Genomic DNA, 26,162 nt, shown 5'->3' with positions numbered 1-26,162 from the left:
GACCTTTGCAGGAGTCAGGTTTTTCCTCGGCTTGGCTAGCTGGCAAGAAGACTGCGCCAACGCCGGTGTAAAAAACTACTGGAATGCTGCCGCATTGTAACGAGCCCCACCGCCCAACCGGTTTCGAGGCTCTGCAGCAAGATGTCAGCGCGCCGGCCGGATGATTACAAATTGTGCCAGTTCGCCACGGCGGACCAGCACGGTGATATTTTTGGTCTTGTCAATTTTCGCCAGTGCCGCCTCAAAACCCTTGATACCGATCACTTCGGCATTGGCTATCGAGACGATCACGTCGCCTTCGCGCAGCCCGGCGCGGGCCGCCGCGCCATCGGCCGCATCGACCTTGACGCCGCCCTTGACATTGAGTTCTTTTTTCTGCGCTTCAGTGATTTCACTGACTGACAAGCCCAAAACCTGTGCCGGGCCGGCCACCGGCGGCTTGGATTCTGACTTGGCAACCGGACGCGCTGCCTTGTCGGCTTCAACCTCGGCAATCGTGACCAACAAGTCCTTGCTGGCACCACGCCGAAACACGGTGACAGTCACTTGGGTGCCAGGTTTGACATTGCCCACCATGCGCGGAAGATCACTGGCCTTGTCGATCGGCTTGCCCTCAAACTTCGTGATGATGTCGCCCGCTTCAATACCCGCCTTTTCGGCAGGCGCGCCGCTTTCGACACCCCGCACCAGCGCGCCCTGCACCTTGCCCAGTCCGATCGATTCGGCCACGTCCTTCGTAACCTGGTCGATCTGCACGCCGATTCGGCCGCGCGTCACCTTTCCGCTGATGCGCAGTTGCTCAGACACGCGCGTTGCCTCGTCGATGGGGATTGAAAAGGAAATACCCTGAAAGCCACCGGAACGTGAATATATCTGGCTGTTGATGCCAACGACTTCACCACGCATGTTGATCAGCGGGCCGCCCGAGTTGCCGGGGTTGATGGCCACATCGGTCTGGATGAACGGCAGATAGTCGCCCGTATCGCGCTGCTTGGCACTGACGATTCCCGCCGTCACCGTATTTTCAAGGCCGAATGGCGAACCGATGGCCATCACCCATTCGCCTACCCGCAGGCGGCCAATGTCGCCAATCTTGACCGCGGGCAGGCCTGTGGCTTCGATCTTGACCACGGCAACGTCGCTGCGCTTGTCGGCGCCAATGAGTTTGGCCTTGAACTCGCGCTTGTCGGTCAGGGTGACAATGACCTCGTCCGCCCCCTCGACCACATGCGCATTGGTCATGACAAAGCCATCGGCTGTCAGGATGAAACCAGAACCAACGCCGCGAGGCTGGTCTTCATCGGGCTGTCCGGGCTCGGCGCGTGGCCCGCGCGGCATGTTGGGCGGCACCGGAATGCCGAAGCGCTTGAAGAACTCCAGCATCTGCTCGTCGATGCCGCTCGTGACTGATGAAGCCTTGGCTCGTTCAAGGGTGCGTATGTTGACCACTGACGGCCCCACCTGGTCGACCAGGTCGGTAAAGTCAGGCAATGTACGGGTTTGCGCCAACACGGATGTCACCGGCAGCACAGAGGTTGTCGCGGCGATCGCCAACAGGCTTGCAGCCAGGAAGGGCCGCAACGGTTTAAGATTCAATTCACGCATTTTCAGCCTTGTCATCAATAAAGTTGTATTAACCAAACCAGCACATTTTCGAAATAAACAGGCGAATGGAAATCGGCAGGGACAAGGCAAGTGCTTGCCCTGCCAATTCACCGAAAAATTTCAGCCACAGCGTTGAGCCTTCACTTTTTACGTTCCAGGGCATTGGCAAACATCTGCAGGGTCTGGACGGGGACTTCACCTACCAGTGTGATCCAGTGGTCATCAAGCTGACGCGTCAGGGTCTGGGTGGCGCCCAACGAAAGCGCAGCTTCCCGCACATGACGCTGCCGGTCGAACGGTTCCACAAAAATCGACACCGACGTCAGGCCATCTGAAAAAATCCATTGCAGCGGGCCATCGCCGGTTGCGCCCTTTGCCCCAGTGCCTGCTACGGAAGCCGACCGCTTGTAGCAGTTCATGGGATTGAAACCTGACACTGGCGTCTTCAATGCCCAGCCTTCGGCGGCTGCCGTTGTCTTGACCATCGCGGGCTTTTCGAGACGGTAGCCCTGCACCTTGCCCATCATCTGGACAAGCTGGCTCAAGCTGACAGGTGCGTCCAGCTGAAGCTCTGAAAATGCCGCTTCTTCAATGACTTTCCCGTCGGTATCGAGCGTCTGGAGCCTCACGATCAAGCCATTTTTACGCTCGCTCCAGACCCGGTAGCCAAAGCGCAACCGGTCCCTGGGAACGAGCATGATGATGTCGGCATCAAGGCCCGCCACCCGTTCCATGCCGTCCTGCCGAAACTTGTAGAAGTCGGCAATCCGGCTGTCGGCCGACTGGAACAATTGGGGAAAGAGGCCGAGCGACTCTCGCTTTTCACTGCGTGCCACCTTGTGGTCCGGCATGAAGGTCGTGACCTGGTCGTTGTGCCGAAAGATGGAACGCGGCGCGCCGGTAAGGGTTTCGACACGCTCAACCTGTTGCGTGCCTTCGCAGACGTGCCATATCTTGGCGCTGGACATGTTGCCGCCCGCCGACACCACGAAGGTTCCGACATAGGACTGGTTGACGGAAGCCTGGTGCATTCGCATCAGCCAGTCATTCAGGCTGCGCACCTCTGCGGGCGACGCCGTTGGCGGAGCGGCAGCCGCCAAAACTTGCGCAGCTACACAATTCATAGCTAAGAATGCTGACAGGGCAAGCGGAAAAAGCCTTAAATTCTTAAAAATCATGGATTTCAGGAAGTTTTCCGGTGCTTAACGCGCGCTGGCGGCCTGTGGATTGCGCGCCGTTTCAAACGTCGCCTTGCGCAGGAAACCCGAAGACTCCTGTAAGGCCGAAGCCGTTCCAAACTGGCGGTGCGCCGCGAGCAGCTCTTCCAGCCGGGCATCGCGCACCACGGGTCCTTGCGATGAGGTGACCACGATTTGGGAAGGGGAAGACTGTGCCAGTTGGGGCGCGGACACCATCGGCGCCATCAGCCCGGACGCATTCCATGCAATGGCGGAAACAGCGGCCAGAGACGCCACACCTGCCACCAGTTTCCAGCGGAAATTTCCGTCGTTCGATGCCGGTCCACGATGGTGAACAATATCCTGAGAAGCCGGCAGCCGAGCTGCCGCAAGCTCCACCACAGCAGCCACAGACTCTCGCGCAAGACGCGCGCTGAGCCGCCGAGCAAATCCGATTTCGCCCTCCCGTGCCAAGGACGATGCAGGCAGGTCGGCCGGCGAACGCAGGAAGTCCCCAATCATGTGGTAGTTATTCCAGCATTCGATCGCTGCATCGTCTTGGCTGCAGGCCTCAAGCGCGGTTGCGAAATCCTGCTCGCCTAGCTGGCCGTCCGCCAACGCAGAAAGAAGTTCGGGGGTCGTCATGCATGATTTCATGATGTTTTATGGGCAGCGGGTCTGCCGGTTTTGTTCACTGACTGCTTGGGCTGGCGAATGACGGCGAAAGGGCAACAAACTCACCAGCGTTTGCCCGTTTGGTTTTCCAGCAAGGGTTTGACCTTTGCAGATATTGATTCACGGGCTCTAAAAATGCGTGACCGTACCGTACCAATCGGACAACTCATGGCTTCGGATATCTCCTCATAGCTCAAACCTTCAATCTCCCGCAAGGTGATCGCTTCGCGCAATTCCTCCGGCAAATCCTGCATCGCCTGGTTGATGATGCTGGCAATTTCCTTGCTGGCCAACACCGTTTCAGGGGTCTCAAGACTGGTTAGTTCGTTTTCGACCCGGGAAGTTTCATCGTCATCGTCGGATTTGTAGGCATTTTCTGAAACGGTGGGGTTTCGCTTGAGGTCCATCAGGGCTTTCTTGGCCGTATTGACTGCAATACGGTAGAGCCAGGTATAAAACTGCGCTTCGCCTCTGAACTGTCCCAAGGCTCGATAAGCCCGTATGAAGGTTTCCTGTGCTATATCTTCCACCAGGTCGACATCGCGGACCATGCGTCCAATCAGGCGCTGAATTCGCCGTTGGTATTTGATGACAAGCAGTTCAAACGCCTTCTGGTCACCCGCGACCGTGCGCTCGACCAGCAGTGCGTCGCTGTCCGCGACTTTCTCGACGGCAGGCGGGAGCATGTCATCGCTCATCGTCTGGCCTGCGAAACATGTTGGGAGTGCATAGCTTTCGATGGTGACACAGCAGACGGCAGCGAACCGGAGGAGTCGACAGGCAAAAAGTCGTGCGTAGACAAGGAAGCACGCGACTTGTGCGGGGAATAGACGGCGCGGCGCAAATCTAGCCATCGCTCAGGCATGGTGTTTTGCTCGACCCACAACCACAGGCTGACACCAGCCTGGTTTTCAAGCCGCAACAGAAGCCTTTTCTGAAAATCAGCAATCACCGACAACGCATGCTCACCCTCACCGGTCTGGTAGCTGGCACTTTCCCAGCGCCAGACATCGCCATCCCACGCCAGTTGGCCGCCCGGAAGGTTGTTCCAGGTGATTCTTGCAGCAAGGCCTGCAAGAATCACCGAAAACCCCGCCAGCAGCATGCGCAAGTCAATCTGCCGCATGACGTTCCACCAAAGCAACACAGAAAGAAAGCCAGCGAGCCAGAGCGCCAGCAACAAGCCGGCCAAAAAAGCCGAACGTCCGAGCGGATAAACCACCGGCGGGGCATTGTGGCGGTTCAAGGCAGTGCGTGAAGGGTAGGCGCTGTTGAAGAAAGCCTTGTTACTCTCAGACGCGCTTGAATACCAGCGTGCCGTTGGTTCCGCCAAAGCCGAAATTGTTTTTGACGGCAATATCGATAGTGGCATCACGCGCGGTATTGGCGCAGAAATCCAGATCGCACTCGGGGTCCTGATTGAACAGGTTGATCGTCGGCGGAATTTTCTGGTGGTGAAGTGCAAGCACGGTGAACACCGATTCAATGCCGCCAGCACCGCCCAGCAAATGGCCCGTCATGGACTTGGTCGAACTGACCACCAACTGGTCCTTGGCATGGGCGCCAAAGGCTGCCTTGATGGCATTGGTTTCATTCAGGTCACCCAACGGCGTAGACGTGCCATGCGCATTGAGGTACTGCACCTGGTCGGCATTGACGCCGGCATTCTTCAGGGCCATCGCCATGGAGCGGCGCGGGCCATCAATGTCGGGAGCCGTCATGTGGAAGGCATCGGCGCTCATGCCAAAGCCCAGCACTTCAGCGTAAATCTTGGCGCCGCGCGCCTTGGCGTGTTCGTATTCTTCGAGCACGACCACGCCGCTGCCCTCGCCCAGTACGAAACCATCGCGGTCACGGTCCCAAGGGCGCGACGCTGTTTTCGGGTCTTCGTTGCGGGTCGACAGGGCCCGGGCCGCTGCAAAACCACCTACACCCAAGGCCGACACGGTCGCTTCGGAACCCCCGGCAACCATGACATCGCAGTCGCCGTACTCGATCATCCGCGCCGACAGCCCGATGGCATGCAGCCCGGTGGTGCAGGCGGTCACGACGGCAATGTTGGGCCCCTTGAAACCGAACTTGATAGACACGTGTCCGGAGATCATGTTGATGATGGTGGCCGGTACAAAGAAAGGTGAAATGCGGCGCGGGCCGCGCTCCACAAGTTCGCCGTGCATACGCTCTATCAGCGGCAAGCCGCCAATGCCTGAGCCGATGTTGCAGCCGATGCGGGTTGCCAAGTCGTCGCCAAGGGCATCGCCGGTCGGCAAACCGCTGTCAGCCACCGCCTGGCAGGCCGCAGCCAGTCCCAGATGGATGAAGCGGTCCATGTGTCGAGCTTCTTTCTCGGGGATGTAATCCGCGATGTTGAATCCCTTGACTTCGCCTGCGAACTTGCAGGCCAAGTTGCTTGCATCAAAATGGGTGATCAGATCAATACCGGGTGTTCCGGCAAGCACATTGGCCCAGGAATCAGCCACGGTATTTCCTACCGGGCTGACACAACCCAGACCTGTGACGACGACACGACGACGGCTCATTCAGTAATCCTGGAAAAAAACCTGAAAGACCGAAACTGGTTTTTCAGGTAGTTGACGGCAAAGGCGCGAATGCCTTAGGCCTTGTGATGGGTGTTGGCGTAGTCAATCGCGTTCTGGACAGTGGTGATTTTCTCGGCGTCTTCGTCGGGAATTTCAATGCCAAACTCGTCTTCGAGTGCCATGACCAGCTCTACGGTGTCAAGGGAATCAGCGCCCAGGTCAGCCACAAAGGACTTTTCGCTGGTAACTTGACCTTCTTCAACGCCAAGTTGTTCGGCAATGATTTTCTTAACACGTGCTTCGATATCGCTCATAAATCCCTCTGAGGGTTGTAAATTAATCCGTGATTTTACCGCGTTGGGATTGTCTTCCCAAGCACCGGGCCGGACGGATAAAAACCGGCGTCGATTTCCTGTGTTTTACCACTGTCATGCAGAGGCTTGTCAGGTCAAGTTGCCGAACCAGCAGCTGAACCTCTACCGCTGTTACATATACATGCCGCCATTGACGTGAAGTTCCTGCCCCGTGATGTAAGCGGCCTGCGGACTCGCCAGAAAAGCCACGGCATGCGCGATGTCCTGCGGCTTGCCCAGGTGGCCCAGCGGAATTTGTCCAAGCAACGCTTTTTGCTGTTCCTCGGGCAAGCGGGCTGTCATGTCGGTTTCGATAAAGCCGGGCGCCACGCAATTGACGGTGATGCTGCGCGATCCGAGTTCGCGCGCCAGCGCACGCGTCATGCCGGCAACACCGGCCTTAGCAGCGGCGTAATTGGCCTGGCCGGCATTGCCCGAGGCGCCCACCACCGAAGTGATGCTGATGATGCGACCATAGCGTTGCCTCATCATGCTGCGCATCACGGCCCGGCTCATGCGAAACACTGCTTTCAGGTTGGTGTCGAGTACCGCGTCCCAGTCGTCGTCCTTCAGACGCATGGCCAACATGTCGCGGGTGATGCCGGCATTGTTCACCAGCACCTGCAAGCCGCCAAACTCGGTCACGATGCTGTTGACCAGCGCCTCGGCAGCGGCCCCGTCGTTCACATCGAGAACCTGTCCAGAGCAGCCCGGGTAGGCCGCCAGCGTACGGCTGATTTTTGCAGCGCCTTCGTCGGTAGTGGCAGTGCCGGTCACCTTCAAACCCCTTTTGGCAAGTTCCAGCGCAATGGCTGCGCCGATGCCGCGCGAGGCGCCCGTCACCAGCGCCGCCTGTCCTTCAAACCTGATTTCGCTCATGCCAGCATCTCCTTCGCAGCAGCCAGGGAAGCAGGATCAAACAAAGGCACCCCGGTCAATTCCGGATCAATCCGTTTCGCCAGACCCGCCAGAACCTTGCCCGGTCCGCACTCGACCAGCGTCGTCAAGCCGAGCACCCTGATGGCTTGTACGCATTCGACCCAGCGCACCGGACTGAAGGCCTGCCGGTAGAGCGCATCACGGATGCGGTCGGGATCGGTTTCGACGGCAACATCAACATTGTTGACGACCGAAATCCGGGGTGCTGCAAACTCGATGCTGGCAAGTTGCTCCTTGAGCCTGTCGGCTGCAGGCTTCATCAGGCTAGAGTGAAACGGCGCTGACACTGGCAAGGGCAAGGTCCGTTTCGCGCCACTGGCCTTGAGGATTTCACAGGCCTTGTCCACTGCTGCCTTGCTGCCGGCAATCACGGTTTGCATCGGGTCGTTGAAATTGACGGCTTCCACGATTTCAAACGTATTGGCACCAAAGCTCCGCACAACTTCAGCGCAACCTTCAACGACTTTGCCGGCTTCCATGCCCAAGATGGCAGCCATCGCACCCATGCCGACAGGCACGGCGTCCTGCATGGCCTGCGCCCGAAAGCGCACCAGCGGCACCGCCTGCGACAGACTTAGCACGCCCGAGGCGACCAGCGCCGAGTATTCACCCAGCGAGTGACCAGCCACCACAGCGGGCGCCAAGCCGGTTTCGGCCAACCACACCCGGTAGGCCGCCACACCGGCAACCAGCATGACCGGCTGGGTATTGGTAGTCAGCGCCAGCGCTTCCTTGGGGCCGTCCTTGATGAGGTGGCCGACATCTTCAGCCAGTGCGTCGGAGGCTTCAGCCAGGGTCTGGATCACGACGGGATGGTCGCCCCAGGCGTCCAGCATGCCGACTGCCTGCGAGCCTTGGCCAGGAAAGACAAAAGCAAATGATTTCAAATGGTGACTCCGGTTATCAATCGCATGGTGAGAATTGCGCTCATTGTAGAAAGGTGTATGACCTGCAAACGGGGTTGTTTTTGCGCTGCATCAATGCGGCGAAGACAGTGTTGCGGGGGCGCGAAGCCTATACCGGTACATACCCCTCACGCCAGTATTCAGGCATTGAATCATGGCCAAAATAGCCAGCCAAGGGTCGATCAGGTAATCCCAAAGATTGACTGATTCCATCAATCCTATGACCCAGGCCAGCAGCGCCAGGCCGACCAGTGCCGGCAAAAGCCGTAAGCCGCCAATCCAGCATGCAAGCGATAGCATCAGCAAAATGCCCAGCATGGCAAACGCCCCCCATCCTGACCGATAGGCATCCCAGTCACCCCATCCCAAGGCGGTTGGGTACAGCACGACAGCGGCCACGGCAAGGGCAACAGACAAAACCATTCCTTCGCGCCAGGCCATGGCAGGACAGCCCGACAGGCGCCGGCCCAGGTCCAGACAGGCCAGCGCCACCAGCGTCGTGCTCAGGTCCGAACTGACGCCCCTGACATAAGCCAGCAGCGGCAGTTGCGCTGTGCCAAAGGGAAGCCACAACAGCACAAAACAGGCGATCACGGCCCATTTGGCACTCCAGGTGACGCCGTTGCGGCCGCTCAGCAGCCGCAGGCCGACTGCGCACAGCACCAAGTCAATGCCCAGCAGGGCCACCAGGTCAGTAAGCGGCGGAAGCAGCATGGCTTTGAGCTGGCGATGCAGCGTCGGGTTGAAGGGCTTGCATGGGATCGAGCCGGACATGCTTGATGCGGCTGCGGTGCCATGTGTACACCAGGTGCAGATAGCCATCACGGCCTTGCAGCAGGTAGGGATAGGAAAACTCCTGCAGACAGGTGGCTGGGCCGCACAGCTGGCGTTTGGCGCTGGCAACATCAGCCTGGATTTGCGCCTGGCTGGCGCCCTGCTTTTGGAGTTCGTCGCTCAGCAGGCGCTCGTAGTTGCTGACTGGCAAAAACGTTTCGGGGGTGGGGGAAGATTCCACGACCCACGGAATGGCGCCCTCGAACGAGCCCGTCGCGCTGGCCTGCAGCAGTGTCAGCATTTCACGATTTTTGGGTTTCGGGTTCAAGGCAAGCCACTGCTGGCCTGCAGGGGTCACGACACCGGCCAGCGCCGAATCCGGATTCGGCCAAGCGGTAGCATGGGTTGCTGACCAGGTTTTGCCTGCATCGGCCGTTTCAGACGCCATCACGGTGGTGCTGAGGCCCGAGCGCATGTAAATTTGCGCCTGACTGGCACTGCTCACCAGCACCACGGGCTGCAGGCTGGTCTGGCTGCCGGGAACACGTACTTTGTCGAGCACGCGTCCCTCGGGACTGATGCGCAGGATTTCAGCAAACTTGGTCACGAATTCGTGGTACACCGGCAAGCCGATCTGCCCATCCTGGTAAAAAAATGGCGCTCCCTTGGCGAGCGTGCTGATATTGAGGAAAGGCGAAGTCACCAGCCTTCTGGGAATGCCCCAGGACAAGCCTTCGTCGGTGGAACGTAGCCAGGTGATGGAACTGCCCGCCCAGCCACCCACCGAGACGTTGACCATCCACAGCATGAGTGAATCGTCAGGCATTCGGGCAATCACCGGATTGCCAATTTTTTTGACATATCGCCACAAGCCCTGTTGCAAATGCTGGCGGTCCAGTAGCGTCGTTTCCTCGCTCCAGCGCAGGCTTTCCGTGTCCATCACGGAGGTCTTGATGACCACGTCCCTCGCCCCTTCGCGGGAACCCGAAAACCATACAGCGCGCAAACGGCCGTCAAGCAGTTCCACCAGCGACGCAGCATGCACAGCCTGTCCGGGTGTAGAAGTGACAAACCGGGCGTCAAAATCGAAACGGCCATCCGGCGAATGCTGCCGGACTGGCACCAGCGCTGCGGAAGCAGTGGCCTGCGCAATCGGCAAAACCCTTGTTGCAGACGCCTTCTGCCGGGAAAGCAATAGAAAATCCGGCGCGGGCAGACGGCTGGCAATTTTCCAGCCAGCCAAAAGAAAAATCGCCATCAGCGCCAGCGCCGCCAGCAAATCCATACGGCGTGAAAAACTTGGCTTGCTGGATTTCAAGCAGCCCCCTGCCCGAAAAGCGTGCACCTGTGAAGGCAGCGGACCATCATTTCAGTATTTGAGAAGCACTGCACCCCAGGTGAAACCGCCGCCGACGCCTTCGAGCATGACGATGTCTCCCTTTTTGACCTTGCCGCTGCGCACCGCTTCGTCCAGTGCCAGTGGAATGGATGCCGCCGAGGTGTTGCCATGCTGGTCCACGGTGACAATCAGTTTTTCCAGCGGGAGTTTCAGTTTTTTGGCCGTGCTGTGCATGATGCGCAGGTTGGCCTGGTGAGGAATTAGCCAGTCAATATCGTCTTCGGTAAGTTCCGCCTTCGCAAGGGCGGCCCGAGCGGCGCTTTCAAGCACCCCGACGGCCAGCTTGAAGACCGCCTTGCCATCCATGGTGAGGAGCGGGCTGCCGAGCACCTGACCGCCCGATACATGGCCAGGAACGCAAAGGATGCCGACATGCCTGCCATCGGCATGCAGGTCGCTGGCCAGAATCCCGGGGGTTTCCGAGGCTTCCAGCACCACGGCGCCGGCGCCGTCGCCGAACAGCACGCAAGTCGTGCGGTCGGAGAAATCAAGAAGGCGCGAAAACACTTCGGCACCGACCACCAGTGCCTTGCTCGCCGCGCCGCTCTTGATCATGGCGTCGGCCACTGTCAAGGCATAAACGAAACCGCTGCAGACCGCCTGCATGTCAAAAGCCGGGCAACCGGCTATTCCCAGCTTGTGCTGCAGGATGCAGGCAACCGAAGGAAACACCATGTCAGGCGTCGAGGTCGCGACGATGATCAGGTCGATGTCAGCGGCTTGCAGTCCAGCGGCGTCGATGGCGCGTCTGGACGCCTCAAGCGCGAGGTCGCTGCTGGTCACGTCAGGCGCGGCAAAGTGGCGCGCGCTGATGCCCGTGCGTTCAACAATCCATTCGTCAGAGGTTTCGACACCCCTGGCGGCCAGGTCGGCGGCCAGTTGAGCATTGGTCAAACGATTTGGCGGCAGGTAGCTGCCGGTGCCGGTGATGCGTGAATAGCGGGTCATTGGATTAATGTGCCGGGGTTGAAACAGGAGAGTCGGCAGGCAGACGGAAAGTCGCCTGCGCGTCGTCGGTGGACACTGCCGCTCTAGCGGCTACCAGCAGAGGCGCTGCATGGGCAATGCGTTCGCGCACCCTTTCCAGCAGGTTGTTCCGGGCTGCATCATAAGCCCGACCCAAGGCCTGCTCGAATGCAAAGACGTCCGCCGAGCCATGGCTTTTGAAGACCAGGCCGCGCAGGCCGAGCAAGGCAGCACCGTTGTAGCGCCTGTGGTCAAAGCGCTTTTTAAAGGCTGACAACACCGGGTAGGCCACCAGCGCGGCCATCTTGGTCAGCAGGTTGCGGGAAAACTCGGCCTTGATGTAATCGCCGATCATGTGGGCCAGGCCTTCGCTGCTTTTCAGCGCCACATTGCCCACAAATCCGTCGCACACGACCAGATCGGTCGTGCCCTTGAAAATGTCGTTGCCTTCGACATTTCCATAGAAATTGATATCGCCTGAATCGGAAGCGGCCCGCAACAGACGTCCGGCCTTTTTGATCATGTCGCCACCCTTGATGGCTTCTTCCCCGATGTTGAGCAAGCCCACCGTCGGCGAGGGGATGTCGGCAATGGCCGCAACCAGCGCCGAACCCATCACGGCAAACTGCAGCAAATGCTCTTCGGTGCAATCCACATTAGCGCCCAGGTCGAGCATGGTGGTAGCCTTTCCTGCTGCATTGGGCAACTGGGACGCAATGGCAGGGCGGTCTATGCCTTCGAGTGTTTTGAGCACATAACGGGCAATTGCCATCAGCGCGCCGGTATTGCCGCCCGAGACGGCCACCTGGGCGCGCCCCTCCTTGACCTGGTTGATGGCCACGCGCATTGAGGAATTCTTCTTGCGGCGCAGGGCGATTTCAATCGAATCGTCCATGGTGACCACCTCGTTGGCGGCAACAATCTCGCATCGGGCCTGGGTCAGCAACTGGGCATGCAGGGGATGGGCTGCAAGCACCTCGGGCTGTCCCACCAGCAACAGTTCGGCGTCCGGATGCGCCCGCAAAAAGGCCAGACTGGCCGCAACGGTGACATCAGGACCGACATCGCCTCCCATGGCATCGACAGCAATCCTGATCATGCGCGGACCGGTTCAGTCAAGAATAGAAATTTAAGCAAAAGAAAGGCCCGCAGGATGAGTGCGGGCCGTTGCTTAGAACGTGAAATTACGCTTCAGCTTTTGTTTTCAGCACCTTGCGGCCACGGTAGAAACCGGTGGGGCTGATGTGGTGGCGCAGGTGGATTTCGCCGGTGGTGGACTCCACGGCAATGCCCGGCACGTTCAGTGCGTTGTGCGAGCGGTGCATACCGCGCTTGGAAGGGGATTTTTTGTTTTGCTGGACAGCCATGATTCGCTCCTGCTAGGGGTGATAGTGTTGGTAAATTTCGCACCAAATTTCGAAGTCTGGTGAACTGCATTGCTCTGTTCAAGCTAGAGAAGCCAGCATCACTACCTTGGTACGCGAAGCCTTGGATTATAGCCCGATACAGGATGACATCCTGCGCTGGGTGCTGGGGCAGTCACACAAATGGCCTGCCACCCTTGAGCTGCGCACCCTGAAAATCGCATTCCAGCTACTGGCTTTTCTTTTTCAACTGTGCCAGAACCGCAAAAGGATTGGGTTTTTCGCCGGAGGGGATTTCTTCGCCGATCTCGTTTTTCTCGCCAGCCAGCGCGTCTTCGCCGACCTGCATAACGGGCGCCACCGGGCATTCGCCATGCATGGGCACCAGCGGCAGCGCCATCAACAGTTCATCCTCCAGCAGCGCCAGCAGGTCGAAGTGCGGCTCCATGACCAGCAGGTCCTCCTCGGACTCGTCGTCTTCGGCCATGGCGATCGCTTCGGTGGCCACAAAGCGGTACCACTGATTGACCGCCAGCGGCGTGGCCACCGTGCCCATGCAGCGCTGGCAGGTCAGCGGAACCGATGCGCTGGCCACCAGGTGCAGCCAGATATCTTCCTCTGGGCCCGAGCCTGGGCGCAACTCGACCCGGGCTTCCCAATTAAGCATCAAATCAGGCGCTAGCGCATTCGCTTCCTGCGCCAGGCGCTCCATATTTTGTAGCGGGATGGTTTCGATGAGCGCAACGCCTTCCTGGGCGAAGGCATGCATGTTCAGCCGGGTGGCGTGATGAAATTTGGACATGTGTGCAGTGTAAGAGAATCAGTACATGAATCCTGCGACCCTTCCTTCACCTGCCTTCCCCGAAAAACCCGACCTGCCCGCGACCTACCCTCCGGCAGGCCGACCACTGGTCCTGGGCTCCACCTCCCCCTACCGGCGCGAGTTGCTCCAGCGCCTGCAAATTCCCTTCGAGGTGGCCGCGCCCGAGGTGGACGAAACGCCGCTGCCGCATGAAGCACCGGATGCGCTGGCCAAACGCCTGGCGCTGGCCAAGGCGAGCGCCGTGGCCAGAAACTTTCCCCAAGCGGTCGTGATCGGTTCCGACCAGGTGGCGGACCTCAACGGTCTGGCGCTGGGCAAGCCGGGCAGCCATGAACGGGCGGTCGTTCAGTTGCGCCAGATGCGCGGCCAGACCGTGATTTTTCAAACGGCGGTGGCGGTGGTTTGCCTGGAAAGCGGTTTCGCGCAAACCGCCCTGGCGGCAGTCCGCGTGAAGTTCCGCGACCTGAACGATGCCGAAATTGAAAATTACCTGCGTGCCGAGCAACCCTACGATTGCGCCGGCAGCGCCAAAAGCGAGGGACTGGGGATTGCGCTGCTCGAATCAATTGACAGCGACGACCCGACCGCACTGATCGGCCTGCCGCTGATCCGCACCTGCAAAATGATCCAGGCCGCAGGCACCAACCTGCTGGTAAACCACAAGGCCGCCCCATGAGCATCGCCAAAGGCAAACTCTATCTGGTGCCGGCGCCGCTGGATTTCGGCTGCGACGAGCAGGCACCGTTGCACGACGTGATGCCCCCGGGCACGCTGGAAATAGCCGCCCGGCTGTGCTGCTGGATCTGCGAGAACGCCAAAAGCACGCGCGCCTACCTCAAACGCATCAACGAGCTGCACCCTTTGTCCACGCTGGTCCAGGCGCTGCACATACAAGAGCTGCCGCGCGAAGTCCACAAGAAAGGCGACCACACCGGCCAATTTGATGCCCGGCCGCTGCTGGTTCCCGCCATGGAAGGCCGCGACATGGGCCTGGTCAGCGAAGCCGGCATGCCTGCCATTGCCGACCCGGGCTCGTCGGTGGTGCGCGCTGCGCATGATCTGGGCATTCAGGTGGTTGCGCTGACGGGCCCGATGTCGCTGGTGCTGGCACTGGCGTCAAGCGGACTGAACGGACAGAACTTTGCGTTCGTCGGCTACCTGCCGCAAGACCTTTCCGGTCGGGCACAGCGCATACGCGAACTCGAATCGTTGGCCCTGAAGACCGGCCAGACGCAGATTTTCATCGAAACCCCTTACCGCAATGCTGCCTTGCTGCAAGGCCTGTTGCAAACGCTGCAGGGCAATACCCGTCTCGCCCTGAGTTGCGGCATCACGCTGGGCAGCGGTGTATCGCGAAGTGCGCTGGCGAGCCAGTGGAAACGCGACAAGCCGGTGCTGCCGCTCGATCTGCCTACCGTATTCTGCATTGGCCGGTAACTGACATTTCCAATCGCACCATAAAAAAAGCCCGCGACCTGCGCGGGCTTTTTTGACTCCTCTTTTTTAGCGGAGCACGGGAATCGCCTGAAAGGCCTTCATGGCGCCCTCGCCCAGCGCGGCGCCAAACTTCTTGGCGAGGCGCTCGGCCACGTTGTCGCGGCGCGTGTAATCGATAATTTCCTCCACCTTGACGACCTCGCGGGCCACATAGTCGAGGTTGCCCAGATGGTCAGCCAGGCCGAGTTCCACCGCCTGCTGCCCGTTCCAGAACAGCCCGGTGAACATCTCGGGCGTTTCCTTCAGGCGGCTGCCGCGACCATTCTTGACCACCGCAATGAACTGCTGGTGAATCTGGTCCAGCATGCTCTGGGCGAAGGCCCGCTGCTTGTCGCTTTGCGCGCTGAAGGGATCGAGAAACCCCTTGTTTTCACCGGCCGTCAACAAACGGCGCTCCACGCCGAGCTTGTCCATCAGACCGGTAAAACCAAAGCTATCCATCAGCACGCCGATGCTGCCGACGATGCTGGCCTTGTCGACGAATATCTGGTCGGCAGACACGGCGATGTAATAAGCCGCCGAGGCGCAGCTTTCCTCCACCACGGCATAGACCGGCTTCTTGTGCTTGGCTTTCAGACGCAGGATCTCGTCATTCATCATGCCAGCCTGAACCGGGCTGCCGCCTGGCGAATTGATGAGCAGCACGATGGCCTTGGAGCCCTCATCCTCAAAGGCCGTGCGCAAGGCGGCATTGACAAACTCGGCGCTGGCATCGGCACCCTGGGCAATTTCACCCTTGATCTCGATCACGGCGGTGTGCGGAACGCTGGCGTCGATGGCCGGGGTACCGCGCTGCAGCGCCAACCACAGCAGGACGACAAAAAACAGCAGCCAGGACAGGCGAACGAAGGTTTTCCAGCGGCGCGTAGCCCTTTGCTCGTTCAGCGTGGCAAAAACCAGTTTCTCCAGGGTCGCCTTCTCCCAGCCGGGAACGCCGGACGCGTCTGCCGCAGCGTACTTCCCCTTCAATTCGGCAGCCTCTTTCGTTTGCGGGGCGGGGGATTGCGGCAGGTCGGGCGATAACCCAGGCTCCCGGGACGGATCAAAGGAAGGGTCGGGGTTGCCGGGTTGGTTGGAATCGTTCATGGGGCTAGTTTAGAGAAGTATTCAAATCAGCAAGGGCTTGAGGTTGTAGGTGGCGTGCCAATAGACAATCTCTTCACGCTCGGAAAGCATGATCTTGACCAATCCTCCGCGGCACGGACCGCCAACGCACTGCCCGGTATCGGGCCGGTAGGCCGCGCCGTGGCTGGCGCACAGCAGCCACCGGCCGCTGTCGTCAAATACCCGGTTGGGCAGCCAGTCCAGCTCCATCGCCACATGGGTGCAGCGGTTCAAGTAGGCCTGCGGCAGACCCTGGAAACGGATGGCGAAGGCGCGGCAGGTCTGGCCGGCGTACACCACGTCAAATCCCACGGCCAGCCCGCCGTCCGCCAACTCGCGGCTGTTGCAAAGCGGAAGCGCCTCGTCCATGGCGTCAAGCCACATTCAGCCGTTGGCCAGCAGCCATTGGTGCAGGTCCTGCACCGAATGTGCCACATGCAGCGGATTCAGAACGGTGAAAGTGGACGGTTCATGCGCGCCGTAGCTCACGCCGACGCTGGCGCAGCCGGCGTTCAGCGCCATCTGCAGGTCGTGGGTGGTGTCGCCAATCATCAATATCCTGCTGGCAGGGAGGTCGAACTGCGCCATCAGTTCATGCAGCATCAGCGGGTCGGGCTTGCCAGCGGTTTCGTCGGCGGTCCGCGAGCCGTCAAAAACGCCTTTGAGTTCAACGTTTTGCAGGGTTTCGTCAAGCCCACGCCTTGATTTTCCGGTCGCCACCGCTAGCAAATGGCCACCTGCTTTGAGCGCGTCGAGCAGCGGCAAGACGCCGTCAAACAGGCTCAGGTCATTGAAATGAGTGGCGTAGTGGTGGCGGTAGCGCTCGCCGAGCTCCGGGTATTTCTCGGGCGGAACGTCGGGCGCGGCATGGACCAGCGCCTGCATCAGGCCCAGGCCGATGACATAGGCAGCGGCTTGCTGGGTCGGCTGCCGGCCGCCCACATCGCAAACGGCTGCCTGGATGCAGCGCACGATGATCTGGGTCGAGTCGTACAGCGTTCCGTCCCAGTCAAAGGCAATCAGTTCAAAATTTCGGGTATGCATAGACCAGATTGTCGCTGGACGGCATGCCCGATGCGTGATCTGCCGCGCAATTTTTCAGGAATCTCCGGCTTCCGCAGAAGCCTCGGCGGTGCGGTAAGGCAGGAACTGCTGCAGTTCCACCGGCAAGGCTGCCTGCAATTGGACGGCCTTGCGGGTCTTGGGGTGGTTGAACTTCAGGCTCCAGGCATGCAGAAACATGCGCTTCAACGAGGGCGAGCTGAGGCTGCTTTTTTGCAGTACCTTGTTCAGCTCGAAATCACCGTACTTGTCGTCGCCGGCAATCGGATGCCCTTCCCCTGCCAGGTGGACCCGAATCTGGTGTGTGCGTCCGGTCTTGATGGTGACTTCGAGCAGGCTGAACGGCGTGTCGGGCGCTAGCGGATTGGCGGCAATCTGGCTTTTCATCTTCACCAGCGTGACGGAGCGCATGGCATCGGGATGGTCGTTGGCGACGATCTTGACGCGCCGCTCACCGTTGGGCAGCAGGTATTTGTGCAGCGCCTTGTCGATCACGCGCAGCTTGACGGGCCAGTTGCCGCTGACCAGCGCCAGATAGACCTTGTCGGTTTCGCGTTCGCGGAACTGCTCCTGCAGCAGCTTCAAGGCCATGCGGCGCTTGGCGATCAGCAGGATGCCGCTGGTTTCGCGGTCCAGACGGTGCACCAGTTCCAGGAAATCAGCCTCGGGCCGGGCCATGCGCAGCTGCTCGATGATGCCGAAGCTCACGCCGCTGCCGCCATGCACGGCCACACCGGCCGGCTTGTCGATGGCCAGCAGGAAGTCGTCCTCGAACAGGATCGGGAATTCAGCGGCGGGCGCATAGCCGCCGACGGTCGAGCTGGCGCCGTGGCGCGCCACTTCGGTCATCACGCGCTGCATGACCTGGGCTTTTTGCTCCGCTCGCTCCGAGGTACGCACTGGCGGCAGGCGCACGATGTCGCCGGCCTCGACACGGGTGTCGGCATGCGCCCTGCCCTTGTTGACGCGCACTTCGCCGCTGCGGATGATGCGGTACACATGGGTCTTGGGCACGCCCTTGAGCTGGCGAATCAGGAAATTGTCGAGCCGCTGGCCCGCATAGTCCTCGTCGACCGTGACCAGCGTGGCTTGCGGCACGGTTGCCGCTGCATCAAGGGTTGGGGCTGGCATGACTTGGAGGACTGGTGGGACCGCTGCAGGAACGGGGCTGAATGGCGCTTTTATCGGGCGTTTTGCCTTGCCAGAAGCTGCCCCTATAATGTGTTTCACTAGCGATACGCTGTAAGTAGTTGATTTGTCTGGAGTTTAGTCCACACCAATCCAAAGCCCCTGAAAAGGTCTGCGAACAGCCTCGCTGGAAAGTCGATGCCACTGGTGGCAATGGCCCACAAGCGACGCGTGCTAGGCACCTCGCGGCAAGGGAATTGCCTTGCAGACGAGTCGATGCTTTGCGAATTCAACCACGGAATACCAAGGGATGCAGCTTCAGGTCACGGACCGAAGACTGCATTCGGATCCAGCTGAGATCAAGTCTTTTAACGGGTAACCCTCTGATGACAACACGGGTCAGTCTGATTTTTAGTTGCCTGCGGCGCCTCCTGGCCCTGCTTTATGGCATAAATCAGCCTTTAGCCCTTGTACATCGGGCGCAAACAGCTACTAATTTTGTAGCAAACCCTGTCAGATACCTGCTCACTCCATCCACGCGCCTACGCCCAGACTGACACGGGCCGACCGACAACCGGTCGGCCCGCTTGCTGTCAAAAGCTCTCCGGCAATTCCCCACGTTCGCATTGCGTTGTTCACGGCGTCGTTCAGCCATTTTTGGGCTTTAGAACGAAGAACAGTTAGGAACATTCATGAAACGCATGCTGGTCAATGCCACCCAGGCCGAAGAACGCCGCCTGGCGATTGTCGATGGACAAAAACTCCTCGACTACGAAATTGAAATTGAAGGGCGCGAGCAGCGCAAAGGCAACATCTACAAGGCCGTCGTCACCCGCGTCGAGCCGTCGCTCGAAGCCTGCTTCGTCGATTACGGCGAAGACCGCCACGGCTTTTTGCCATTCAAGGAAATCTCCAAGCAGTATTTTGCGCAAGGCGTGTCGGTCAGCCAGGCGCGCATCAGCGATGTGATCCGCGAAGGCCAGGAACTGCTGGTCCAGGTCGAGAAAGAAGAGCGCGGCAACAAAGGCGCGGCGCTGACCACCTTTGTCTCGCTGGCCGGCCGCTATGTGGTGCTGATGCCCAACAACCCGCGCGGCGGCGGCGTGTCGCGCCGCATCGAGGGCGAAGACCGGGCCGAACTCAAAGAAAACATGGACAAGCTGGAATACCCGGCCGGCGCCAGCATCATCGCGCGCACCGCCGGCATCGGACGCAGCGCGCCTGAACTGCAATGGGACTTGAACTACCTGCTCAAGCTCTGGACCGCGATCGATGGCGCCGGCAAGGGCGGCAAGGGCGCTTTCCTGATCTACCAGGAATCGAGCCTGGTGATCCGCGCCATCCGCGACTATTTCAACAGCGACATCGGCGACATTTTGTTCGACACCGACGATGTCTATGAGCAGGCGCGACAGTTCATGGCGCATGTGATGCCCGAGCACGAGCACCGCGTCAAGCGTTACCGCGACGATGCGCCGCTGTTCTCGCGCTTCCAGATCGAGCACCAGATCGAGTCGGCCTATGCCCGCACCGTGCAGCTGCCTTCGGGCGGCGCCATCGTCATCGACCACACCGAAGCGCTGGTGTCGGTGGATGTGAACTCGGCCCGCGCCATCAAGGGCGGCGACATTGAGGAAACCGCCACCCGCACGAACCTGGAAGCCGCCGACGAAGTGGCGCGCCAGATGCGCCTGCGCGACCTGGGCGGCCTGATCGTCATCGACTTCATCGACATGGAAGAGTCGCGCAACCGCCGCGACGTGGAAAACCGGCTGCGCGACGCGCTGCGGCAAGACCGCGCCCGGGTGCAGTTTGGCACCATCAGCAAGTTCGGCCTGATGGAAATGAGCCGCCAGCGGCTGCGCCCTGCCCTGTCGGAAGGCGCGTCCATCCCCTGCCCGCGCTGTGGCGGTTCTGGCCATATCCGCGACACCGAAAGCTCGGCGCTGCAGATCCTGCGCATCATCCAGGAAGAGTCGCTCAAAGACAGCACGGCTTCGGTGCTGTGCCAAGTGCCGGTCGATGTGGCGTCTTTCCTGCTGAACGAAAAACGTTCGGAAATCAGCAAGATCGAGATGAAGCAGCGCATCAACGTGCTCTTGGTGCCCAACAAGACGCTGGAAACGCCAAACTACAAGCTGGAACGCCTCAAGCACGACGACCCGCGCCTGGACAACATCGAGGCCAGCTACAAGATGGCCGACGAAGCCGACGACGCCACGACCGTGACGCGCCGCAGCCAGGAAAAGCACAACAAGCAGGAACCGATCATCAAAGGCGTGCTGCCCGATGCGCCGGCCCCGATGGCACCGCCCAAGCCGGTGGCTGTCGCCCCTGTGGCAGCCAAGGCGCCGCCTGCGCCCCCGGTTCATGTGCCGGCGCCTGCGCCCGCCGAAAAGGGCTTGTTTGGCTGGATCAAGAACCTGTTCAGCATGGCCGAAACACCCGAGCCGGCAGCGGCGCCCGCGCCCGTCCTCAGGGAAGTGAAAAGGGATGCGACACAAGAGGCTGCGTCGCGCGAAGGCCGGTACGGCGAAGCACGTGGTGAACAGCGGTCCGAGCGCGGCGGCCGCACGGAACGTGGCGGTCGCCCTGAAGGCAGCCGGAATGACGGTGGCCGCGGTGACGGCGGCCGGAACGATGGCCGGCGCAGTGGCGGCCGCGGACGTCCTGAGGGCGCCGCGCCAGAAGGCCGCGGCGAAGCACGTCCGGACAGCCGTGGCGGCGAGCAGCGCCGTGAACGCAACCCGGAAGGCCGCATCGAGGCTGGCCGTCCCGAGCGACAAGAACGCCAAGAGCGACAAGACCGCCAGGAGCGTCCAACCGGTGAATTCCGTGCAGAAAACCGCAGCGAAGGTCGTGGCGACAGCGAATCCCAGCCGCGCAATGAAGCGCCGGGCCAGGTCCGCGACAGCCGTGGTGGCGAGCGCGGCCGGACCCGTGAAGGCCGTGCCGAGCGACCCGAGCGCAGCGACCGGGCTGAACGCGGCGAGCGCATTCCGCGCGATGCCGTCGAGCAGGACCTGGCACTGGCCAACCAGGCGGCCATGGCTGCCGCCATGGGTGGCGACGTCGCGGCACCTCGCCAGGAACGGCCGGCCGAGGAAAACGGACGTGACGGCGAGCGCCGCCCAACCGGCGGACGCGACGAAGCGCGCAACGAAGCACGTGCCGAAGGCAGCAGCGAGCAGCCGCCGGTCGAAGGGCGCCGTGAACGCAATCCACGGAGCGGAGAGCGGGGAGGCGAACGCTCCAGCCGTCGCAACGAGCACCGGGACGAGCGCAACGACGGGGCTGCCGCACCAGTTGCAGGCGCGCAGGCTGACAGTTTCGATGCGGCGCATCCGGCGGTTGTGTCCGGCCTGCCCGGTTTGAACGAAGCAGGCAATGCACCAGCACCGCTGTCATCATCGACCGACGTGCAGGCGCGTCCTGAAAGCCAGGAAGAAAGCCAAGAGCGCCAGCCACGCGAACGCAAGAGCCGTGACCGCTATGGCCGCGAACGTCGCGAGCGGGGTGACCGTGGCGAGCCAGCCGTGCAAGGCGGGGAAACCGTAGTCAAGACCAGCGTTTTTGAGCCAAATCCGCCTTATCCGCAGGATGGACAAGCGTCCGTGACGCCTGAATTGGTAGCACCGCAAGTTTTTCCAGTGGCTGCACTCACCCAAGCGCCTGTCGCTACTGTGTCGCCAGTGCCACCGGCCACCGCGCTGCCTGTCGCGGCACCGGCACCAACTTCGGAGCGCATGCACGCAGCACCAGTGCCAACTGCGGCACTGCAAGCCAAAGCCGGCAGCCTGCCCAAGGTTCAGTCTTACGACCTGCCTTTGCAGGACCTGGCTCAGGTGGCTGAGGGTTCAGGACTGCAGTGGGTGAATTCCGACGCCACCAGGATTGCCGAAGCGCAGGCTGCCATCGCCGCTGAAGTCAAGCCGATCACGGTACGCCGCGAGCGCCCTGCGCCGGTGGTCCTGGAAGCAGCGCCCCTGGTGCTGGTCGAGACCAAGCGCGACTTGGGCAGCATGCCACTGCCATTCGAGAAATCGGCCGACTGACCTGACCCGCCGGGCAGCTTGAGTTCCTGAAACGGGAGGTCATGCAAAGCCCAGCTGCCAAGGCCGCATCCCACGGGATGCGGCTTTTTTTTTCGCGGTCAAAGCGGCCGGGTTCAGGCGGATGGCGCGTTCACGGGGCTCTCGTGGGTTTCGTGTCTAGGGCGCCCCGTGATTTCCGGCCTTCCGGCAGGAACTTGCCTGCGCAGAAGCGCGGTATGGGGTAGAGCGAAACCACCCTGGCTCTCGAACGAATGTTAGATATCAAAAAGGCTTCTTCCGCAGTCTGCATCTGCACCACAAGCTATTGATTCAGAAGCAAAATACTGTTTTTTATATGTGGTGATTGCCAATACGCGGTTTTTTTCTTTAGCGGCACCGCAATGCCTCGACCTGCACGCCAGGCAACAGGAAAAGTAGGAAAAAGAGCCGGTCAGGGCTGCGCGGCGCGCTTGTAGGCTTCCGTGGCAGCGGCATCGTCCTGGCGCTGCTCGGCCAGCACGGCCAGGGCGCGCCAGGCGTTGCGATACAGCAGCCTGTCCTGCAGGGCCGGCGCGGCCTGGCTCAGGAGTTGGCGCGCCTTGCCCCAGAGTTGCCGACTCAGGCAGGCCATGCCGGCCAGATACAGCAAATTGGCATCCCGAGGCCGGCTGACCTGGGCCGCCTCGATACGCGCCAGCCATTCACCATCGAGCGTGTCCATGCCGGCTTCCAGCACCGTGATCAGCTTCATGCGCAGGTTGTCGCCCAGTTCGGAGCGGGGCTCTAACATGCGCTCCCACACAGGCACAAGCCAGGAACGGGCCAACGCCGCATCGCCATGCAGGCTGATCAGCCGGGCTGCCGCATGCACGCACAGCTCGGGCATGGCGCGCTCACTGTCGTCCAGCAATGTCCAGGCCTGCTGCAACTGCACCGGGTCACGGGCATCGTCAAGCAGTTCGAGTGCCAGGCCGCGCAGGATGCTGTGCGCCGCAACCGGCGAGAACGCCCGATGCTTGGCCAGCAGGCGCGCGGTTTCCAGCGCTGGCAGGGTCTGCCGTCCGTAACGGGCGGCGCGCAGCTTCATGCGCAGGGCCAGCGTGCGGCGCGACGCGCCCTGCGGCAGCTGGCCGAGCCAGTCGAGGGTGGCGCCAGCATCATGGTCTTCAAGCGACCAGCGGGCGGCGCGAAACAGCACGCCTTCGCGTACTTCCTGGGCATGGCGGGCGGATGAATTTTGCAGGGCAAGCGCCAGATGCCGGTTGCGCAGGGCCTTGTTTTGCAGCGCCTGCGCGCTTTCGGCCACCAGCAGGTGCGACAGCGAGCGCAACTGGCTGGCCAGGCTGTCGCTGTGGCCGGTGGGCTGTCCCGTCGTCTCGGTGGTCACGCCCAGGCTTTTTTCCTGTGCCAGCGCATTCTGGGCCGACTTGGCCGAGCGGATGAAGCGCCCGGCCATCAGGTGCGCCAGCGCATCCATGAGCGCGCCATACATGGCTCGCTCTTTTTGCTGCGCACGCCAACGCCGGGCCTCGACCGGCAGTGAAAACAGCGCCGACAGTGCGCGCGAGGCCAGGTACAGCAGCATGAACAGCCCGACCAGCAGCAGCACCGTCAGGTTGAAGGACACATCGACCCGGTGCGGCGGCCAGAACACCGTGACGACGGCCTGGTTGTTACCGGCAAACAGAGCGACCGCGACGGCGATGCCGAACAGGGCGATGAACCAGAGAGCGGCGCGCATGGTGTGGTCTGACCTGCCTGTGTCTGGCGCTTGGCGCTCAACGACCGGCGGCCGCAGTGGCCAACGCGGCCAGGGTTTCGTCGAGCCGGGGCAGGTCAGTGTTCTTGAGCTGGCCCTGCACCTGCACCAGCAGCTGGCGTGCGGCTTGGGTTTTGCGCGCCGCAGGGTCAAAGTACTTGCCCAACCAGTTGCCGGCATTGAGCAGGTCGGCGCGCGCGGCGTCGGTTTGTCGCGACAACAGGGCCAGGCGCGCGTTGAGCAGCCGCAGCTTGAGGTTTTCGCGCAGGAAAAATGCCTGCTCGGGCGCCAGTAGCGCGGCTTCGGGCTGGTCGATGCGGCTGACCCGCAGCAGCTGGCTGGCTTCCAGCCGCAGGCTGCCCGCCACCCGGCTCGACCAGGCACGCAGCGCCAACGTGTCAACGCCCGGCAGCCAGGATTTCTTGCCAGCGTTCGGGGCATCGCCCTGCGGCTCGGCCGCCACGGCATCGACGGCACGCGCAATGTTGTTGCTGGCCGCTTCATTAGCGACCGGCAGTTCGTCCACCAGGCGGGCCAGTTCGTCCAGTTTGAGCATCAGCGCCGGCACGTCGGCAATGCTGGCGTTCTTGACGCGCTCGATGTCGCGGGTGATGGCGCGCTGAAGAGGGTTCAGGCGCGGTTGCGCGGCGCGCGTCAGCCGGGTTTCGGCCGATTTCAGCGCCGCCAGCAAGGGCTCGGCGCTGCCGGTCAGCAGGGCGCGCTGCTGGGCCAGCCGCAGGTCGGATTCGACATCGACGACCAGGTTTTCGTCGCGCGAGCGTGACAGGCTCTGCATCAGTTCTTCGAGCTGGCTGCGCTGCAGGATGACTTCGCCCAGACGGGTTTCCAGCAGGGCCAGGCGCACCGACTGCTCCCGGGTGCTGTTCTGCGCATCCTGCGCCAGGGTGCGCGCTTCAATCGACTGTGCGCTGGTGTTGGTCGTGCGCCGCGCGAGTTCTTCCTGAATGGAGCCCAGCTTTTGCCACAGCGCTGCGCTGCCCAGCAGGCCGGCCGCCGCCAGCGCCGCGACGCCTAGTGCCCAGCTGCGGGGCACCAGCCACGCATCCAGCGGGGCGGCCTGCGTTATCGCGTTGGAGGGCACGCCACGGTCGAGTGCCGGCTCGCCTGCGGGCGGCGGGTGGCTCAACGGGGGCAAGGCTGGGGGACTGTCGCTCATGGATGCTGCAATTCTATCGAGCCAAGCGCCTGCCGGATGTCCTGGAGCGCCGGGCGTGACTCCACAACAACACCCCATCCGGCGGCGCACACCGCCTGGGCGATGCGGGGATGGGTGGCGATGGCGCGGGCGCGGTGCCAGTTCATACCTTGCAGGCCGGCCAGCCGAAGCAGATGGGCGACGGCTTCGGAACTGCTGAACAGCCAGACCGAGCCATCGGCGCTGGCCTGCCGCGCGCGCGCGACCTGCGCGTCGGTCAATAAAGGTGGGCGGCGCTGGTACACGCCGACAAAATCGACGCTGGCGCCGGCATCCTGCCATTGGCGGGCAATCCAGTCGCGCCCGGAGCTGGGCTTTTCAGCGCCGGCGCTCTGGCCGCGAACGACCAGTACCCGGCGGCTCTGCCAGTCACGCGCCCCGATAACCTGCCACAGGGCTTCGGAATCAAACTGGTGCGCATCGGCCGCCGGCGCGTCGATTTGCGCGGCGGGAACGCCGGCGGCACGCAGCGCGGCCACGGTGCCGGGGCCGGGCGCCATGAAGCGCAGGTGCGGAGGAATTCCTGGAAATTCGCCACTTGCTACGTTATCAATAGCTGCTTGCGCCCGTACAACCTGCGCAAGAGGCATTTTTTGCTTGAAAAAGTGAGTGACGGCATGGCCGCTGACAAACATGCAGGCGGCGTAATCGTCCAGCGCCTGCCAGGCATAGTTCAGCGCCTGCACGTCGGCAGCTTCTGAAAGGGGTGCGATGTCAATCAGCGCAAAGGCCTCGGCGGAAATGCCGGCCTGCACCAGCTGCTGCACCCACAATCCGGCATCGGGTTCGGGCCGGGTCACGATGACGCGGGCAGTTGTCATGCGTTCATGCGGTCAGGCCG

At 61.4% G+C, this 26,162-nt stretch carries 25 protein-coding genes; 3 read left to right on the top strand and 22 right to left on the bottom strand.

What is annotated here, in order from left to right:
- Positions 1-144 precede the first annotated feature (144 nt).
- From IWX85_RS17350 to IWX85_RS17280, 15 genes are all read right to left on the bottom strand, one after another.
- On the bottom strand, positions 145-1,605 hold the full coding sequence (locus tag IWX85_RS17350) for a Do family serine endopeptidase (protein WP_196870556.1): 1,461 nt from the start codon (positions 1,603-1,605) through the stop codon (positions 145-147).
- A 140-nt stretch (positions 1,606-1,745) separates the two neighbouring features.
- Positions 1,746-2,783 (bottom strand): MucB/RseB C-terminal domain-containing protein, encoded by a 1,038-nt coding sequence (locus IWX85_RS17345; protein ID WP_196870555.1) that lies wholly within the window; start codon positions 2,781-2,783, stop codon positions 1,746-1,748.
- A gap of 24 nt (positions 2,784-2,807) precedes the next feature.
- The gene (locus tag IWX85_RS17340) at positions 2,808-3,428 is read right to left on the bottom strand and encodes a sigma-E factor negative regulatory protein (RefSeq protein WP_231379908.1); all 621 of its coding nucleotides are present in this window, start codon (positions 3,426-3,428) and stop codon (positions 2,808-2,810) included.
- A 92-nt stretch (positions 3,429-3,520) separates the two neighbouring features.
- The gene (gene rpoE / locus IWX85_RS17335) at positions 3,521-4,156 is read right to left on the bottom strand and encodes an RNA polymerase sigma factor RpoE (RefSeq protein ID WP_036804948.1); all 636 of its coding nucleotides are present in this window, start codon (positions 4,154-4,156) and stop codon (positions 3,521-3,523) included.
- Positions 4,153-4,704, bottom strand: coding sequence for a hypothetical protein (locus IWX85_RS17330; RefSeq protein WP_196870553.1), 552 nt, complete (start codon positions 4,702-4,704; stop codon positions 4,153-4,155). The genes rpoE and IWX85_RS17330 overlap by 4 nt, the downstream gene beginning before the upstream one ends.
- Before the next feature lie 46 nt (positions 4,705-4,750).
- On the bottom strand, positions 4,751-5,998 hold the full coding sequence (gene fabF / locus IWX85_RS17325) for a beta-ketoacyl-ACP synthase II (protein WP_036804952.1): 1,248 nt from the start codon (positions 5,996-5,998) through the stop codon (positions 4,751-4,753).
- Positions 5,999-6,072: 74 nt separating this feature from the next.
- Positions 6,073-6,312 carry an acyl carrier protein gene (gene acpP, locus IWX85_RS17320; protein WP_011802442.1) on the bottom strand — a complete coding sequence of 80 codons (240 nt, stop codon included), beginning with the start codon at positions 6,310-6,312 and terminating at the stop codon, positions 6,073-6,075.
- A gap of 171 nt (positions 6,313-6,483) precedes the next feature.
- On the bottom strand, positions 6,484-7,230 hold the full coding sequence (gene fabG, locus IWX85_RS17315; RefSeq protein WP_196870552.1) for a 3-oxoacyl-ACP reductase FabG: 747 nt from the start codon (positions 7,228-7,230) through the stop codon (positions 6,484-6,486).
- On the bottom strand, positions 7,227-8,177 hold the full coding sequence (gene fabD, locus IWX85_RS17310) for an ACP S-malonyltransferase (RefSeq protein WP_196870551.1): 951 nt from the start codon (positions 8,175-8,177) through the stop codon (positions 7,227-7,229). Before fabD ends, fabG begins: the two co-directional genes overlap by 4 nt.
- A 90-nt stretch (positions 8,178-8,267) precedes the next feature.
- A complete protein-coding gene (locus IWX85_RS17305; RefSeq protein WP_196870550.1) occupies positions 8,268-8,909 on the bottom strand; it encodes a hypothetical protein in 642 nt (213 codons plus the stop codon).
- Positions 8,887-10,287: an exo-alpha-sialidase gene (locus tag IWX85_RS17300; protein ID WP_231379907.1), complete on the bottom strand. Its 1,401-nt coding sequence runs from the start codon at positions 10,285-10,287 to the stop codon at positions 8,887-8,889. The genes IWX85_RS17305 and IWX85_RS17300 overlap by 23 nt, the downstream gene beginning before the upstream one ends.
- 51 nt (positions 10,288-10,338) lie before the next feature.
- Positions 10,339-11,316, bottom strand: a complete 978-nt coding sequence (locus tag IWX85_RS17295) for a beta-ketoacyl-ACP synthase III (protein WP_036804962.1) — start codon at positions 11,314-11,316, stop codon at positions 10,339-10,341.
- 4 nt (positions 11,317-11,320) lie between these two features.
- Positions 11,321-12,433 carry a phosphate acyltransferase PlsX gene (plsX, locus tag IWX85_RS17290; protein ID WP_036804964.1) on the bottom strand — a complete coding sequence of 371 codons (1,113 nt, stop codon included), beginning with the start codon at positions 12,431-12,433 and terminating at the stop codon, positions 11,321-11,323.
- An 85-nt stretch (positions 12,434-12,518) separates the two neighbouring features.
- Positions 12,519-12,701 carry a 50S ribosomal protein L32 gene (rpmF, locus tag IWX85_RS17285; protein WP_011802449.1) on the bottom strand — a complete coding sequence of 61 codons (183 nt, stop codon included), beginning with the start codon at positions 12,699-12,701 and terminating at the stop codon, positions 12,519-12,521.
- A gap of 226 nt (positions 12,702-12,927) precedes the next feature.
- Complete coding sequence (locus tag IWX85_RS17280; RefSeq protein ID WP_196870548.1) at positions 12,928-13,500, bottom strand: DUF177 domain-containing protein; 573 nt, start codon at positions 13,498-13,500, stop codon at positions 12,928-12,930.
- A gap of 25 nt (positions 13,501-13,525) precedes the next feature.
- Here IWX85_RS17280 and IWX85_RS17275 point away from each other — a divergent pair, with 25 nt between their 5' ends.
- Both IWX85_RS17275 and IWX85_RS17270 read left to right on the top strand, forming a co-directional pair.
- Positions 13,526-14,197 carry a Maf family nucleotide pyrophosphatase gene (locus IWX85_RS17275; protein WP_081932353.1) on the top strand — a complete coding sequence of 224 codons (672 nt, stop codon included), beginning with the start codon at positions 13,526-13,528 and terminating at the stop codon, positions 14,195-14,197.
- Positions 14,194-14,958, top strand: coding sequence for an SAM-dependent methyltransferase (locus IWX85_RS17270; RefSeq protein WP_196870547.1), 765 nt, complete (start codon positions 14,194-14,196; stop codon positions 14,956-14,958). The genes IWX85_RS17275 and IWX85_RS17270 overlap by 4 nt, the downstream gene beginning before the upstream one ends.
- Positions 14,959-15,024: 66 nt before the next feature.
- On the opposite strand, the gene IWX85_RS17265 is transcribed toward IWX85_RS17270, so the two are convergent.
- Genes IWX85_RS17265 through IWX85_RS17250 form a run of 4 tightly spaced genes read right to left on the bottom strand, consistent with a single transcriptional unit; the run spans position 15,025 to position 18,414 of the window.
- On the bottom strand, positions 15,025-16,104 hold the full coding sequence (locus tag IWX85_RS17265; protein ID WP_196870546.1) for a S49 family peptidase: 1,080 nt from the start codon (positions 16,102-16,104) through the stop codon (positions 15,025-15,027).
- Positions 16,105-16,125: 21 nt separating this feature from the next.
- The gene (locus IWX85_RS17260; RefSeq protein WP_081932764.1) at positions 16,126-16,491 is read right to left on the bottom strand and encodes a Rieske 2Fe-2S domain-containing protein; all 366 of its coding nucleotides are present in this window, start codon (positions 16,489-16,491) and stop codon (positions 16,126-16,128) included.
- 15 nt (positions 16,492-16,506) lie between these two features.
- Positions 16,507-17,166 (bottom strand): HAD family hydrolase, encoded by a 660-nt coding sequence (locus tag IWX85_RS17255; RefSeq protein WP_196870545.1) that lies wholly within the window; start codon positions 17,164-17,166, stop codon positions 16,507-16,509.
- A gap of 54 nt (positions 17,167-17,220) precedes the next feature.
- Positions 17,221-18,414, bottom strand: coding sequence for an RluA family pseudouridine synthase (locus IWX85_RS17250; protein WP_036804977.1), 1,194 nt, complete (start codon positions 18,412-18,414; stop codon positions 17,221-17,223).
- Between the two features lie 590 nt (positions 18,415-19,004).
- Here IWX85_RS17250 and IWX85_RS17245 point away from each other — a divergent pair.
- Positions 19,005-22,367, top strand: a complete 3,363-nt coding sequence (locus tag IWX85_RS17245) for an Rne/Rng family ribonuclease (protein ID WP_196870544.1) — start codon at positions 19,005-19,007, stop codon at positions 22,365-22,367.
- Between the two features lie 430 nt (positions 22,368-22,797).
- On the opposite strand, the gene IWX85_RS17240 is transcribed toward IWX85_RS17245, so the two are convergent.
- Genes IWX85_RS17240 through IWX85_RS17230 form a run of 3 tightly spaced genes read right to left on the bottom strand, consistent with a single transcriptional unit; the run spans position 22,798 to position 26,142 of the window.
- Positions 22,798-24,087: a heme biosynthesis HemY N-terminal domain-containing protein gene (locus IWX85_RS17240; RefSeq protein ID WP_036804981.1), complete on the bottom strand. Its 1,290-nt coding sequence runs from the start codon at positions 24,085-24,087 to the stop codon at positions 22,798-22,800.
- A gap of 37 nt (positions 24,088-24,124) precedes the next feature.
- Positions 24,125-25,282, bottom strand: a complete 1,158-nt coding sequence (locus tag IWX85_RS17235) for a uroporphyrinogen-III C-methyltransferase (RefSeq protein WP_196870543.1) — start codon at positions 25,280-25,282, stop codon at positions 24,125-24,127.
- Positions 25,279-26,142, bottom strand: coding sequence for a uroporphyrinogen-III synthase (locus tag IWX85_RS17230; protein ID WP_196870542.1), 864 nt, complete (start codon positions 26,140-26,142; stop codon positions 25,279-25,281). The genes IWX85_RS17235 and IWX85_RS17230 overlap by 4 nt, the downstream gene beginning before the upstream one ends.
- Between the last annotated feature and the right edge of the window lie 20 nt (positions 26,143-26,162).

Origin of the sequence: Polaromonas sp. CG_9.11, from assembly GCF_015752225.1 — a bacterium.
GTDB lineage: Bacteria > Pseudomonadota > Gammaproteobacteria > Burkholderiales > Burkholderiaceae_C > Polaromonas.
Note: the sequence above shows the minus strand (reverse complement) of the source record. Positions and strands in the feature narration are given on the sequence as shown.

Excerpts from the sequence above, each read along its gene's own strand:
- IWX85_RS17240 (WP_036804981.1), bottom strand. The coding sequence starts at position 24,087 with ATGCGCGCCGCTCTCTGGTTCATCGCCCTGTTCGGCATCGCCGTCGCG.
- IWX85_RS17280 (WP_196870548.1), bottom strand. The coding sequence starts at position 13,500 with ATGTCCAAATTTCATCACGCCACCCGGCTGAACATGCATGCCTTCGCC.
- IWX85_RS17235 (WP_196870543.1), bottom strand. The coding sequence starts at position 25,282 with ATGAGCGACAGTCCCCCAGCCTTGCCCCCGTTGAGCCACCCGCCGCCC.
- IWX85_RS17275 (WP_081932353.1), top strand. The coding sequence starts at position 13,526 with ATGAATCCTGCGACCCTTCCTTCACCTGCCTTCCCCGAAAAACCCGAC.
- plsX (WP_036804964.1), bottom strand. The coding sequence starts at position 12,433 with ATGATCAGGATTGCTGTCGATGCCATGGGAGGCGATGTCGGTCCTGAT.
- IWX85_RS17305 (WP_196870550.1), bottom strand. The coding sequence starts at position 8,909 with ATGCTGCTTCCGCCGCTTACTGACCTGGTGGCCCTGCTGGGCATTGAC.
- fabG (WP_196870552.1), bottom strand. The coding sequence starts at position 7,230 with ATGAGCGAAATCAGGTTTGAAGGACAGGCGGCGCTGGTGACGGGCGCC.
- fabF (WP_036804952.1), bottom strand. The coding sequence starts at position 5,998 with ATGAGCCGTCGTCGTGTCGTCGTCACAGGTCTGGGTTGTGTCAGCCCG.
- IWX85_RS17340 (WP_231379908.1), bottom strand. The coding sequence starts at position 3,428 with ATGACGACCCCCGAACTTCTTTCTGCGTTGGCGGACGGCCAGCTAGGC.
- IWX85_RS17230 (WP_196870542.1), bottom strand. The coding sequence starts at position 26,142 with ATGACAACTGCCCGCGTCATCGTGACCCGGCCCGAACCCGATGCCGGA.
- acpP (WP_011802442.1), bottom strand. The coding sequence starts at position 6,312 with ATGAGCGATATCGAAGCACGTGTTAAGAAAATCATTGCCGAACAACTT.
- IWX85_RS17265 (WP_196870546.1), bottom strand. The coding sequence starts at position 16,104 with ATGAACGATTCCAACCAACCCGGCAACCCCGACCCTTCCTTTGATCCG.
- IWX85_RS17295 (WP_036804962.1), bottom strand. The coding sequence starts at position 11,316 with ATGACCCGCTATTCACGCATCACCGGCACCGGCAGCTACCTGCCGCCA.
- rpoE (WP_036804948.1), bottom strand. The coding sequence starts at position 4,156 with ATGAGCGATGACATGCTCCCGCCTGCCGTCGAGAAAGTCGCGGACAGC.
- rpmF (WP_011802449.1), bottom strand. The coding sequence starts at position 12,701 with ATGGCTGTCCAGCAAAACAAAAAATCCCCTTCCAAGCGCGGTATGCAC.
- IWX85_RS17350 (WP_196870556.1), bottom strand. The coding sequence starts at position 1,605 with ATGCGTGAATTGAATCTTAAACCGTTGCGGCCCTTCCTGGCTGCAAGC.
- IWX85_RS17255 (WP_196870545.1), bottom strand. The coding sequence starts at position 17,166 with ATGCATACCCGAAATTTTGAACTGATTGCCTTTGACTGGGACGGAACG.
- IWX85_RS17345 (WP_196870555.1), bottom strand. The coding sequence starts at position 2,783 with ATGATTTTTAAGAATTTAAGGCTTTTTCCGCTTGCCCTGTCAGCATTC.
- IWX85_RS17270 (WP_196870547.1), top strand. The coding sequence starts at position 14,194 with ATGAGCATCGCCAAAGGCAAACTCTATCTGGTGCCGGCGCCGCTGGAT.
- IWX85_RS17245 (WP_196870544.1), top strand. The coding sequence starts at position 19,005 with ATGAAACGCATGCTGGTCAATGCCACCCAGGCCGAAGAACGCCGCCTG.
- IWX85_RS17260 (WP_081932764.1), bottom strand. The coding sequence starts at position 16,491 with ATGGACGAGGCGCTTCCGCTTTGCAACAGCCGCGAGTTGGCGGACGGC.